The sequence below is a fragment of the Streptomyces sp. GSL17-111 genome (assembly GCF_037911585.1).
Taxonomy (GTDB): Bacteria; Actinomycetota; Actinomycetes; order Streptomycetales; family Streptomycetaceae; genus Streptomyces.
In genome coordinates this window covers 5,951,654-5,964,462 of record NZ_JBAJNS010000001.1, presented here as the reverse complement: position 1 = coordinate 5,964,462, position 12,809 = coordinate 5,951,654, and the positions used below count along the sequence as shown (strand labels likewise).

General features: G+C 71.2%; 9 protein-coding genes and 2 pseudogenes. 6 read left to right on the top strand and 5 right to left on the bottom strand.

Annotated elements, in window-relative coordinates; translation table 11 throughout:
- Window positions 1–215: 215 nt before the first annotated feature.
- The 5 genes and pseudogenes from V6D49_RS25790 to V6D49_RS25770 all read right to left on the bottom strand — a co-directional run.
- A pseudogene (locus V6D49_RS25790) lies at window positions 216–960 on the bottom strand (IS5 family transposase); the annotation flags it as partial.
- Window positions 957–1,808 (bottom strand): putative RNA methyltransferase, encoded by an 852-nt coding sequence (locus tag V6D49_RS25785; protein ID WP_340563493.1) that lies wholly within the window; start codon window positions 1,806–1,808, stop codon window positions 957–959. The gene V6D49_RS25785 and the pseudogene V6D49_RS25790, both read right to left, overlap by 4 nt.
- A 301-nt stretch (window positions 1,809–2,109) precedes the next feature.
- Complete coding sequence (locus V6D49_RS25780) at window positions 2,110–2,526, bottom strand: DUF4259 domain-containing protein (RefSeq protein ID WP_340563490.1); 417 nt, start codon at window positions 2,524–2,526, stop codon at window positions 2,110–2,112.
- A 175-nt stretch (window positions 2,527–2,701) separates the two neighbouring features.
- The gene (locus V6D49_RS25775) at window positions 2,702–3,094 is read right to left on the bottom strand and encodes a helix-turn-helix transcriptional regulator (RefSeq protein ID WP_340563487.1); all 393 of its coding nucleotides are present in this window, start codon (window positions 3,092–3,094) and stop codon (window positions 2,702–2,704) included.
- 405 nt (window positions 3,095–3,499) lie between these two features.
- Window positions 3,500–4,402 (bottom strand): annotated as a pseudogene (locus V6D49_RS25770) (transposase); the annotation flags it as partial.
- On the opposite strand from V6D49_RS25770, the gene V6D49_RS25765 reads away from it, so the two are divergent.
- The 6 genes from V6D49_RS25765 to V6D49_RS25740 all read left to right on the top strand — a co-directional run bounded on the left by V6D49_RS25765 (window position 4,357) and on the right by V6D49_RS25740 (window position 12,692).
- A complete protein-coding gene (locus V6D49_RS25765; RefSeq protein WP_340563484.1) occupies window positions 4,357–4,698 on the top strand; it encodes an SCO6880 family protein in 342 nt (113 codons plus the stop codon). The pseudogene V6D49_RS25770 and the gene V6D49_RS25765 sit on opposite strands and share 46 nt — an antisense overlap.
- A gap of 520 nt (window positions 4,699–5,218) precedes the next feature.
- A complete protein-coding gene (locus tag V6D49_RS25760) occupies window positions 5,219–6,286 on the top strand; it encodes a glucose-1-phosphate thymidylyltransferase (RefSeq protein WP_340563482.1) in 1,068 nt (355 codons plus the stop codon).
- A 229-nt stretch (window positions 6,287–6,515) separates the two neighbouring features.
- A complete protein-coding gene (gene rfbB / locus V6D49_RS25755; RefSeq protein ID WP_340564342.1) occupies window positions 6,516–7,499 on the top strand; it encodes a dTDP-glucose 4,6-dehydratase in 984 nt (327 codons plus the stop codon).
- 29 nt (window positions 7,500–7,528) lie between these two features.
- On the top strand, window positions 7,529–8,350 hold the full coding sequence (locus V6D49_RS25750; RefSeq protein ID WP_340563479.1) for a thioesterase II family protein: 822 nt from the start codon (window positions 7,529–7,531) through the stop codon (window positions 8,348–8,350).
- Window positions 8,351–8,474: 124 nt separating this feature from the next.
- The gene (locus tag V6D49_RS25745) at window positions 8,475–8,753 is read left to right on the top strand and encodes a PqqD family protein (RefSeq protein WP_340563476.1); all 279 of its coding nucleotides are present in this window, start codon (window positions 8,475–8,477) and stop codon (window positions 8,751–8,753) included.
- A gap of 414 nt (window positions 8,754–9,167) precedes the next feature.
- On the top strand, window positions 9,168–12,692 hold the full coding sequence (locus V6D49_RS25740) for a helix-turn-helix transcriptional regulator (RefSeq protein ID WP_340563474.1): 3,525 nt from the start codon (window positions 9,168–9,170) through the stop codon (window positions 12,690–12,692).
- The last annotated feature ends 117 nt before the right edge of the window (window positions 12,693–12,809 follow it).

Here is a 12,809-nt window from a genome sequence, read left to right as displayed (position 1 = left end):
GGATACAGGATCCGGCGGGGCGAGGAAGTAGATACCCTCCGGCCCGGCGGCTGCCGGGCTGCTCTAGGGAGCGGGCAGCGGGCGGTTCTCGTCACGGATCATGCGGCGAAGGCTGGTGCGGGCTGCGGCGAGGTCGTCTTCGAGCTCGGTGACTCGCTGCTGAAGCTCTGTGTTTCTCGCGGTCGCTTGTCGCTCCGCAGTGGACAGTCGCAAATTCTCCTCGGTGAGCTCGTTGATGCGGTCGACCAGGTCGTGGTTGCCGAGCTGTTCGACTTCTTGCGGTTGGCCTGTTGATCGGCACGCTCGGGAATCACCGTGCGGATGCCGCGGACAGCGAGGTCTGCGCGGACCTGTCGAGAGGAGTACGCCCTATCTGCGAGCAGCGCGTCCGGTGCGGTGCGCGGCCTGCCAGGGCCAGGACGCGGGACTCGGATGTCACCCCGCAGGAGAGGGAGGACCTGCGCGTCATGAACTTGGCCAGGGGTGACCACGACGGCCAGGGGCCGGCCGTTGCCGTCCACGGCGTGATGAATCTTGGTCGTCAGGCCGCCACGCGATCGACCTATGGCGTGGCCGGCCGGCTCTCCCCTGGTGACAGTTGTTTCGCTCTTGCTCCAGTAGGTGACAGCGCTGGTGTCCTTCTCGGGCCGAGCCGTGTTCGTCGCGTGCTGGTGAGCCCGGTTGATCGTCGAGTCGACCGAGACCATCCAGTCGATCCCGTTGACCGAGTCCGCCTGATCGGTCACCTGGGCCAGAACCGTGTCCCAGGTGCCGTCAGCCGCCCACCTGCGATGACGCTTCCACACCGTCTGCCAGGGACCGAATGCTTCGCGGGGCAGATCTCTCCAGGGGATGCCCGTGCGGTATCGGTAGATGATCCCTTCGATGATGCGACGGTGATCGGCGAACGGGCGCCCATTGCTCATCGGTCAGCAGGCGTATGCGCCCGCTCGTGGTCACCGAGGCTGGTAGGCGGTGGCCAGCACGGAGACGGTGACCTGATCGGGCAGGAGGCCGCCGTCGTTCAGGTCTGCACGACTCACGTGGCGTGCACTCGGCGTCATCGCAACCAGGTCTAGGACCTCCAGCCTGCTCAAGGACGCGGAGTACTCCACCTGTTCAGTGACGACGGCCTCGAAGAAGGGGTTGAGCGCCCGGTGCAGGCGCTGCTCCTTGGCCGGGTCGATTGTGACCATCGCAGGCACCTGGCCGCGCAGCTCGGCCAGGTGCCGCCCGGTGGGCCGGACTACGGTCAGCCGACCGGTCGCGCGCAGTACGCGGTGGGACTCGGCCGGGTTGCGTGGGGCGAACACGTCCAGCACGACATCGGCCGCCCCGTCGACCAGCGGGAAGGGCCGGAAGACATCCCAGGTGACCGCGGCGGCTCGGTCGTGGGCACGGGCTGCCGAGCGCAGCGCGCGCACTGATGTGTCCAGCCCCAGGCCACGGGCACCGGGCAGCTGGTCGAGTACGCCGGCCAGGTAGTAGCCGGTGCCGCACCCCACGTCCACCACCGTGCCCTGCGCGGACATGGCGTCAGCCGTCAGTCGAGCCCCGACTTCGCGGATGGGCGCGTAGGTGCCGGTGGACAGGAACCGGTCCCGGGCTTGGACCGTGGCTGCGTCGTCGCCGCTGGTGGCGCGGGTGCCCGTCAGCAGGCTGGCATAGCCGTGACGGGCGATGTCGAAGGTATGGCCCACCGGGCAACGCAGCGCACCGCCCTCGGGGTGCAGGCGGCGCGTTCGGCACGTCGGACAGCAAAGCAGGTCGAGGGACAGATCGAGGGCAGGGGGAAGCGACACGGGCACGAGGCACTCCTGGCAAGGGGTGAAAGGAAGGGATCGTGCCAGCGCGCTCAGAGCGTCATTGCCTCAGGAAGGAACGGGCAGCGGCGGGACGTGATTCACGCAGCAGGCACACCAAGGAGGGCGACGCCGTCCGGCATCGCCCTCAGCGTCTTCCGATCACAGGAAGCAGCAGTGCGGGGTGCTCATGAATGCCACGTCATAAGTCTACGAGCACGACGGAGCCCTCGGTGTCCCCGTGCCCAAGAATTGGGAGACAGGCCCTAGCACCGGCTCTGGCACGACTTCTGCGAAGCGGTCACGGTTAATGGTCAGCGGGCGTTTCGAGTGCGCGGAGGATCTGTCGCACTTCCCGGCGCCACCGATCGGCGTCGCCGCTGTCCATCCAGCCGGTCGCTATCTCGGATCCGTCCCGGAGGACCCGGTCCAGTGCGAGTCTCGCCGACGCGCGAAGCGAGGTTGGAAGTTCGGACAGCGGTTGCCTGGGGCCGTCATCGGGGTCGATCACGATGGAGCTGTGCGGAAGTGTGCTGGCGACGAGAGCGCCAGCGGCAACGGCTTCGGCCCCTTCTCCGCCATCAACGAGCTCCTTCGAGTCAGTGACTCGCTGAAACGCTCGCTCCAGCACGTCGATAGTTTGCTGGCGGGTGAGTTCCTCAAGTTCATCGACGAAGTCTGCGGCGAGGTCGCTGTCGAACGGGCCGGTTCCCCACGTTCCCATGCATGGCTCCTGATACGGCTGCCTTGGACGAGGGCATGATCCCAGGAGCCACTGATGTCGGTCACGGTGCGAGGAGGGCTCGTAATTGGGCCAGGGCGACGCTGGCAAGTTCGAACACCTGGTGCTTGAGGGGGCGAACTGGTTGTTCGGCCACAGGCATGGCTTCGTGATCAACTCATGACCCCATACGTGCCCGCTGGAGGAGGCGCTGAGCGGTGCGTTCGGTGACGCCGTAGGTGGTCATGACCTGCTCGGTGGTGAGCGTCTCGCCGGTGGCGAGGCGGGCGGCGACCTCTTCGGCTCGCCGGGCGGCAAGGGAAGGACGGCGGGGCTGGGTGTCGGTGGCGCCGGGCGGCCGGCCGAGACGGGCGGGGTTGGCGCTGGGCGGGTGGTCGCGGTGGTGCTCGATCTCGGCCCGGGTCCATCGGCGCTTGCCGCCGATCTTGCGTCCGGGTGGTGCCTGACCGCGAGCAGCGTAGGACCTCCAAGTGCCGGGCTGGATCCCGAGGGTGGCGGCGGCCTGCTCGGCGGTGAGGAGCTCGTCGGGCCGGGGCGTGGACTGCGCCATGGGTGGGTCTCCGGGGGTACGGTGGTGGTTCATCGTCACGCCTGCCTGGGCGTGGTGATGGGGCTACAGGGTCGGCGGATGCCGTCACCACTTCGGTGGTGTCCCGCTGGCCCTTTCTCGTACTCATATACGTCAATGAAAACACTACAGCTGAGCTTGGTTCTGTCCTGGCCCTCTGCGGCTGCGCGAGTTGTTCGTGGCGGTGCCTGCCTGGACCGCCGACAGCCAGCCCCGGCGGCGGTCCAGCCGCACGAGCACCGGTCAGTGACCACCTGAGCCCCCCTCAGCATCAGCTCCTCAACTTGTTCTTCCGGGGCACGGACCTGCCGGGTGCCAGCGGTGGTCAGCCAGCCCGGCGGGGCACCGCAAGCCCGCCAGGGCTGAGCACCTCACGATGCCAACGCGTCAAGCTGCGGCGGCCAGCTCGGTGGGGAATGCGGTGTTCTCCTCGAACAGCTTGCGGTGCTGGAGGCAGTGGTAGAGCTGGCCGATCATGCGGTTGAAGAGGTTGCGCTGGGCGGCGGCGTGCCAGTCGCCGATCTCACGGCGACGCCGATAGTGGGCGCCTGCTCCGGGCGAGTGGCGGAGGGCCGCGAAGGCCCAAAGGTAGCCGGCATGGCTGAGCCGGTCGTTCTTCACCCAGCGTCTGGTGATGGCGGACTTCTTGCCCGAGGCCCTGGTGATGGGCGATGAGCCGGCGTAAGCCTTCAGGCCGCGGGCATCGGTGAAGCAAGCACGGTCGTCCCCGATTTCAGCCAGGACCCGGGCGGCGAGCTGGATGCCGAGCCCGGGGAAGCTCAGCAGGATCTCGGCGTCCGGATGCTGAGGGAACGCATCTTCCACCGCCTTCGCGAGATCGTCGGCGGCGGTGCAGGCAGCTTCTAGCTGGACGAGGAGGGCGAGCATCTGCTTGCCGAGTGCCTCCTCGACGAGCGACGGCTGGTGGGCCCACTCAGCGCGGAAGACCTCGCGGACGCGGTCGGCCTCCGCCTCGATGCCGCGCTTACGGTCGGCTCGCCTGAGTGCGGCCTGGAGTTGTGTGCGGGCCAGCCGCGCGGCTCGCGAAGGGGGCGGGGCAACCTTGAGGAGCTCACGTGCCTCGGGGCGGCACAGACCGTTGTCCCGCTTCGCGAAGGCGTCCAAGGCAGCCGGGTAAAACTCGCGCAGCAGGGAACGGAGCTGGTTGGCGATCTGCTGCCGATGAAGGTGATGGGCACGCTCTTCATCGGCGGCATCGGGGCGGGCATCTTGGGGATGTTCCTGTGAGCCGGACGCCGACGCAGGCCGCCGCCGACGGGATGCCGCGACGACGGCGGCTGCCGATGGCGGTTCCGCTGCTGGCCCCGGCCCGGCACCCCAAGCGCGTCACCCTCGCCTACGAGCCGCATCCGGCCGAAGCCGCCGCCTTCCGCCAGGCCGTGCGGCGGCAGCAGCAGCGCGCGGAGACCGCCACCGACCTCGCCGACCGCGCCCGCGCCCGCGCCCGCGCCGAACAAGCCGCCCACGAGGAGGCGCAGGGCGCGGGGCTGGGCCTGTACTCCATGGCCGTCACCACCACCGTCACCGACCCCGAAGCCCTCCCCCGCGCCGTGGCCGACGTCTAACAGCGTGCAGGGACTTCGAAGATCAAGCTGCGGCGGGCCCACTGGTCGCAGGCCGCAGCCTTCGCCGCGACCCACCAGCCCGTCCGCCTCGCAGCCGTCGGCCGAGGCGGGGCGGAGCGCCGGTCGGCGCGGGCCCGGCGCGGCTCGCGCCGGGCGGCCGGTGAGCGGGTCGGCCGGGGTGCTGCGCGACGGCACGGGCACCGGGACGCCCGCTCCCGGACCACCGGACACCCGCTCACAGCCCCCTACGGATCCGATGCGGAGCCGACCGCCCCCTACGGATCCGATGCGGCGTCGAGACAAGGGCTGAGGTAGCGGCGGTAGGGGTTCGCCGCCACCGGGCGGACGGATACATTCGGAAGGGCTCGCCGTGCGCCGCCGACCCGGGTCCGGCCCTGCCGTGCTCCTCAGGAGGCGGCCGGAAGAGCCTGCCACCGGCCCGGACCGTGCACACCCCCCGTCGCGGTCTGGGCACTCGGGCCGCCGCCGTGCGGGCCCCACCAGGGCGAGGGGACTGAGGATGAAGGCACTCGTACTCGCAGGCGGGACGGGCAGTCGACTGCTGCCGATCACCCACACCGCGCCGAAACAACTGGTCCCCGTAGCCAACAAACCCGTCCTGTTCTACGGAATCGAGTCCCTGGTGGCCGCCGGGATCACCGACATCGGCATCATCGTCGGATACACCGCCGACGAGATCCGGGCCGCGGTAGGTGACGGCAGCGCCTTCGGCGCCCGCGTCACCTACATCCCTCAGGACCGCCCGCTGGGCCTGGCCCACGCCGTGCTGGTGGCGAGGGACTACCTCGGCGACGACGACTTCGTCATGTACCTGGGCGACAACTTCATCGTGGGCGGCATCAGTGAACTGGTGGGCAGTTTCCACGACAACAGCCCTGACGCCGACATCCTGCTGACGCAGGTGGACGACCCGACGGCCTTCGGGGTGGCCGAACTGGACGCCGAGGGGCGGGTCGTCCGTATCGAGGAGAAACCGAAGAATCCGATGAGCGACCTCGCGGTGGTCGGGGTCTACCTCTTCACTCCCGCCATCCACGAGGCCGTGCAGGCCATCGAGCCCTCCGCCCGTGGCGAGCTGGAGATCACCGACGCGCTCCAGTGGCTGATCGACCGGGACCGCACGGTGCGCTCGACGCTGGTCACCGGGTACTGGAAGGACACCGGCAACGTCACCGACATGCTGGAGGTCAACCGTTCGGTGCTGGAGAGACTCGAACCGCGTACGGAGGGGCAGGTCGACGCGGACAGCGAGATCATCGGCCGTGTCAGGATCGAGCGGGGCGCCCAGGTCCTCCGCTCGCGCATCGTGGGCCCGGTCGTGATCGGGGCGGGCACCACGGTGACCAACTCGTACATCGGCCCGTCGACCTCCATCGCCGAGGACTGCGTGGTCGACTCCAGCGAGATCGAGTTCTCGATCGTGCTGGCGGGGGCGAGCATCGAGGGTGTGGGGCGGATCGAGGCCTCCCTCATTGGGCGGCAGTCGCAGGTCACGCACGCCAACCGGACGCCCAGAGCCCACCGTTTCGTGGTGGGCGACCACAGCAAGGTCCAGATCACGCCGTGAGGCCGCTTCGCCCCGCTCCCCCGCGCCGTCGGACTCCCCCGGCGGGCCCCGCCGCCGCGGGCCGCTTCCGGCCCTGCTCGACCCCTGGGATCCAGCCGGAGCCGGGAGACTTCACCCGGGCACCCACCGGCACCGGCGGACGCCCCCTGCGGCATACCCGGCGGCACCCCCTGCCGAGGACGGCCGCTCGTCCCTCCCGTTCCGAGACCGCTGTGAAAGGCCCGTGACGATGCGCGTACTGGTGACAGGAGGTGCGGGCTTCATCGGCTCGCACTTCGTGCGGAGGCTGCTGTCCGACGGCTACCCGGATCTGTCGGCCACCCGCGTCGTCGTCCTCGACAAGCTGACCTACGCGGGGAACCTCGCCAACCTGGCTTCGGTGGCGGACGATCCGCGCCTGGAGTTCGTCAGGGGCGACATCTGCGACGGCCCGCTGGCGGAGCGGCTGACGCGCGGCACGGACCTGGTGGTGCACTTCGCCGCCGAGTCCCACGTGGACCGGTCCATCGATGACGCGTCCGCGTTCGTGACCACCAACGTGCTGGGCACGCATACGCTGCTGCGAGCGGCTGCCGCCGTCAGAGGGGTTCGGTTCGTGCACGTGTCGACCGACGAGGTCTACGGCTCCGTCGACGAGGGTTCCTGGACGGAGGACGAACCGCTGCGGCCCAACTCCCCCTACGCCGCCTCCAAGGCGTCATCGGACCTGCTCGCGCTGGCCTTTCACCGCACCCACGGCCTGGACGTGCGGGTGACCCGCTGCTCCAACAACTACGGCCCCCACCAGTACCCCGAGAAGGCCGTCCCGCTCTTCACCACACGTCTGATCGACGGCCTGACCCTGCCGCTCTACGGCGACGGTGGCAACCGGCGCGACTGGCTCCACGTCGACGACCACTGCCGGGGCATCGCCCTGGTCGCCGCGGGGGGCAGAGCGGGTGAGGTCTACAACATCGGCGGCGGCACCGAGCTGACCAACCGCGGGCTCGTCGACCGCCTCCTGGAGCTGACCGGCCGCGACGCCTCCTGCGTCCGCCACGTCAAGGACCGTGCCGGTCACGACCGGCGGTACTCGGTGGACACCGGCAAGATCTCGCGCGAGCTGGGGTACGCGCCGCACGTCTCCTTCGACCGAGGCCTCGCCGAGACGGTCCGCTGGTACCGCGAGCACCGGTCGTGGTGGGAGCCGCTGAACTCCGCCCTTCCCGCCTGAACCCACCACCGACCGAGGAGCCGACAGCCGTGAACGCCCCCGCCGACGCCACCTCCCGGCAGGCGGCGGCCTCCCGCTGGCTGCGCCGCTACCGGCGCGACGAGAGCGCCGCCGTACGCCTGTTCTGCCTGCCCCACGGGGGCGGCTCCGCCTCCGCCTACGTCACCCTGACCCGGGAACTCGCGCGCTGGGTGGAGGCGGTGGCGGTGCAGTACCCGGGGCGGCAGGACCGGCACGACGAGCCCTTCCTCACCAGCGTCGAGGCCACCGTCGACGCTTTGGTGCCGGTGCTGCGCGAGGCGGCCGACCGCCCGTACGCGCTCTTCGGGCACAGCCTGGGCGCCACCCTCGCCTACGAGGCGGCCCGCCGACTGAGCGACGCCGGACACCCGCCGGCGCATCTGTTCGTCTCGGGACGCCGCTCCCCCTCGCTGCCACGCCACGACCTGGCGTTCCTGCGGGACGACGGCGCGCTGATCGCCGAGGTGGCGAGGCTGCAGGGGTGCGACCCGCTGGTCTTCCAGGAGCAGGAGCTGCTGGAGGTGGTGCTCCCCGCACTGCGCAACGACGCCCGGATGGCTGACGGCTACCGGCCCCGCCCGGACCCGGCCCTGACGGTCCCGCTGACCGTACTCACCGGCGACGCGGACCCACACGTCCCGGTCGAGGACGCGCGCGCCTGGCAGGACGTCGTCCAAGGCGGCTCCGCCGAGCTGCACGTCCTGCCAGGCGGCCACTTCTACCTGGACGACCACGTCGGGGACGTCTGCCGCGTCGTCGAGGCCGCGATGGGCGGCGCCCGGGAGCGGGCGGCACAACCCCTGCCGTCACCTGAACCGGACGTCGCGTAGGGGTTCGCCTCCTGCCTGCCACCCCGGTTTCTGCCGTCGCCACCTGGTTTGCGGCACCGGCACCGGCCTACCGTGCAGTGTCCGGCACCGCGGCTTGCGCCCGGCACGTCCAGGGGAGGTCTGTGTGCGGGTCCAACCGTTACCCGGAGTCGGTGTCGACATCCGCGCGGACGGCTCCCTGGAGCTACGCTTCCCCGACACGGCAGGCCGCTCCCGCGCCTACCGCTACTCCCCCGCGTGCACGGCGATGTGGATCGCGCTGCGCCGGCTCGACGGCGATCGCGCCGCCGCGGCCGAAACCCTGGCCCGCCACTGGGGCACGAACCCCGTCGGCATCCGGGCCGAGCTGGATGTGTGGGTGGCGGAACTGTGCGAGGCCGGGCTCGCCCGCCTCGCACAGTGAGCGCGGCGTCGCTCCGCCCGGCCGGCCCTCCGGGCTCCGGCGCCCCTCCACCACACCTGTGGGGTGTCGCCCCAGCAGTCAGCTGACCGCTGCGCGTCCGGAACGGGGCAACTAACCCTGGCGACCGGCGGCCTGGCGTCCGGCAGGACCCTCCTTGCCCATGCGCTCGGCGCACACGCACGGGCCGTCGGCTGCCCTGCCTGACCGCGTCCGGTCCGGCCGCGAGCGCGACTGCCCCGGCCAGATCGCCGACCAACCGCCGCGCGGCCCCGCAGGTGCCCCCGGGAGACCGCCGACCGTGTCACCCGCCTCTTCGGACCCACCCCCTCACCCCCGCCACAGTCGGCGTCGACGAGGCCCGCACGTGCGCCTTCCCGCGCTCGGCTGCTCCGTACTGCCTCCCCCTGAGCGGCGATGCGGCGGCACGCCTGCACGGCGCCGCGGCCGCCGCACTCCGGTACCGGGCACCGACGCTGTCGCTGCGGCCTGTCACCCAGCGGCCACCGGGGCAGGGTTGCTAGCCGCCTCCACCTGCCCCAGCTCGGTTGCTGGGCCGAAGACTTCACCGACCTGTGGGCGGAAAGTGGTCAACGCATGGTCACCCGACTCCCACAATCGCCCTGCCCACCCGGCGCGCCCGCCCACCGCCCGAGAGACCTTGGAGAGCCCGCACCGGACGGCCTCCTCGGCGATCACCGCTGCCCGCACCCGATGAATCGCCCCCAAACCCGCCAGACGCCCGTGATCAGCATGCATGCGCGGGATCGAAGCTGTTGCACCCCTCAGGCACATATGCCACGTTGGCCGAAACTTGACTACGCCATTGCTTCGTACTTGAGAAATCTTGCCAGTTCCGAAGTCTCACGGAGCGGCATAGAGTCACCCCCGTCGATGACTCACGCAGAACAGGCGGGCACGTCCGGCGGCACGGTACGGGGCGGAGTACCAGCCAGTACCTGTTGGTCCGGCACCGCAGACGGGGAGGCAGGACCAGTGGTGCTGATCGCACGAGATGAGCAACTCGCGCAACTGAGCCAAAACCTGCAGTTTTGTGAGAAACACAGACAGGGGCATGTGGCCCTCGTGACGGGCCCGGTGGGCAGCGGCAAGACACAGCTACTGGACAGCTTCGGTACCTGGGCGGCCGCCACTGGTGCCCAGGTGCTGACGGCCGCCGGATCCCGTACGGAGCAGGGCCTGCCCTTCGGGGTGCTCGGGCAACTTCTCCACGGTGCACGACTGGCGGGGAGCGACACCACGCGGGTCGAGGAGCTGATGCGTGAGGCCGCCGGCACCATTCCCGCGGCCGAGGCCAGGTGGGCGGCGGCGGACGAGCTCCCCGCCGAAGGGCCCATGTGGCCACCGCTGTTGCGCGACGTGTTCGCGGCCCTGCTCAACCTGGTCGACCGCGGGCCGCTCGTCCTCGTGGTGGACGACCTCCACTACGCGGACGCGACATCGCTGCACTGCCTGCTGTACGTGACCCGTCGGCTACACCACGCCCCGATCATGGTGCTGTTCTCCGAGATGCTGACGCTCCGCCCGGCGAACCCGCTGTTCCACGCGGAGTTGCGCAGCCGGCCCCGACTGTCCCATCTCACGCTGCCCCCGCTGGACGCGGACTCCGTCGCACGGCAGTTGCACGAGCTCGGCGGCGGGGACGGGAGTACACCGAGCGGTGAGGTGGTGCAGGAGGCGCGGCTCCTGGTGCGCATGACCGGTGGCAATCCGCTGCTCGTCCAGGCGCTGGTGGGCGAGCCCGCCCGCAGCGGCAAGGACGGGCCGGCGCCGGTGTCCCGTGCCGAGGACGCGCTCGACCGGGCCGTGCTCCACAGTCTGTACCGTCACGAGCCGGAGGCCAGGACCGTCGCACGGGCGCTGGCGGTGCTCGACCAGCCGGTCTCGCAGGAACTGCTCGGCCAGCTCATCGGCCTGCTGCCCGCCTCAGTCGTGTCGGCGCTGCGGGTGCTGCACAGTTCGGGTCTGGTCGACAACGACCGGCTGCGGCACCCGCGCATCCTGCACGCGGTGCTGTCCGACACGCCCGCCGAGACACGCCAGAGGCTGCACGAGCGGGCGGCGAGGACACTGCACGAGTACGGCGCCGAGCCGGGTGTGGTCGCCGGGCACCTGGTCGCCTCCGGGGGCACCGGGGAGAAGTGGGCGGTGCCCGTCCTCCAGGAGGCCGCCGAACAGGCACTGTCCGCGGGCCGTCCCGACCTGACGGTGGCCTACCTGCGGCTGGGCTGCGGCGTCGGCACGGACGAGGAGCGGCGCGAGGCCCTCACGACGATGTTGGTCAGCGCGCGCTGGCAGGTCAATCCGCTGGCGGCCGCCGGTGATCTCGACCGGCTGGTGCGGTCCGCGCGGAACGGCGGGGACCCGGCGCCGCCGGCGGTCGCCGCGGTGCCGTACCTGCTGTGGCAGGGCCGGGCGGAGGAGGCCGCCGAAGCGGTCGCCGCCGGTCCCAGAGACAGAACCGCCGAGACCGCCGGAGCGAAAGCCGTGGTGGCCGTCGGCGCCGGGGGTGGCCAGGCGTCGACCCCCGGGGCCCCGGATCCGGGGGCGAAGGCCGACGGGGCGGCGGTCTCCACGGACGGGCGGTTGCTGGCGATGCGGCTGCTGGTCTCCCTCTCCCACCCCGACCACCTGATGCCGCTACGCGCGTCGCAGAGCCTGTGGGGCCGTGCCGCCACCGCGCCCCACTCGGTCAGCCCGTTGCTGCAGTCCGTCTCCGTGCTGTGCAGCGCCCTGCTCCCGACGGACGAGGTGGACAGTACGGCCGCCGCCGAGCAGTTCCTCCAGCAGCACCAACTCGACCGCGGCAACCGCGGCCTGCTCGTCGCCCCGCTGCTGGCCCTGCTGTACGCGGGGCGCGCCGACCGAGTCGTGGCGTGGAGCGGCACGCTGCTCGATCGGCCTGAGGTTTGCCACACCCCCGCGTGGCGAGGTGTCGTGCGGGCGATCCGCGCGGAGGCCGCGCTGCGTCTGGGCGATCTGGCCGAGGCGGAGAAGGGTGCCCGTGCCGCACTGGAGGACCTGCCCGCACCCGCGTGGGGCGTGGCCGTCGGCGGGCCGGTGAGCACGCTGGTCGCCTGTGCGACGGAGACCGGCAGACATGCCGAGGCGGACCGCCTGCTCACCGAGCCGGTGCCCCCGGGGATGTTCCGTACGCCGGTGGGTGCGCACTACCTGGGCGCCCGGGGCTCCTACCATCTGGCCGTAGGGCGGTACCAGGCCGCCTCGTCGGACTTCCAGCGCTGCGGCGCCATGATGCGCGCCTGGAAGCTGGAGGCCGCCGGGCTGGTGCCGTGGCGCTTGGAGCTGGCACGCGTACAGATCTCGCTCGGCCACCGCACACACGCCGCACAGCTGTTGCGGGAGCAGCTGCACGTGCCGCACGGACTCGACGAGCGGACCCGGGGGCGGGCGCTGCACCTGCTCTCCACCACCGCGGCGTCGGACCACCGGCGCAAGCTGCTCTCCAAGGCGGTCGAGCTCTTCCAGTCCTGCGGTGACCGGCGCGGGCTCTCCCAGGCGCTGGCCGACACCGACAAGGTGCTGCGGCAGTCCGGGGAGCCCGGACGCACCCGGTACTTCCCGTTCCCCGCCGAGGACAGGGCCCAGAGCGGCCCGGACGGCGCCCCCTGGGCGCGCCAGGCGCCGGAGTGGCAGGACCGGACGGGCAAGGCGGGGGACGCGGCGGAGGGCGCGGACCGGGACGACGTGCTGAGCGAGGCCGAACTCCGGGTGGCCGTACTGGCCGCGCGGGGGCAGACGAACCGGCAGATCTCCGACGCGCTGTTCATCACCGTGAGCACCGTGGAGCAGCACCTGACCCGGACATACCGGAAACTGAACGTACGGCAGCGCACCGCTCTGCCGAGCTGGCTGCTGGCGGCGGACGGCTATCAGCCGAGGCAGGACAAGGTGAGCTGACAGGCCGCCGGGACCCACCGCGGCACCGGCGCGCGGCAACCGCGCCGTACCGGTGGCAGCGGCCAGCGGCGGCAACACCGGCAGGGTGAGGAGCAGCGGGGACAGAAGCAGTATCGA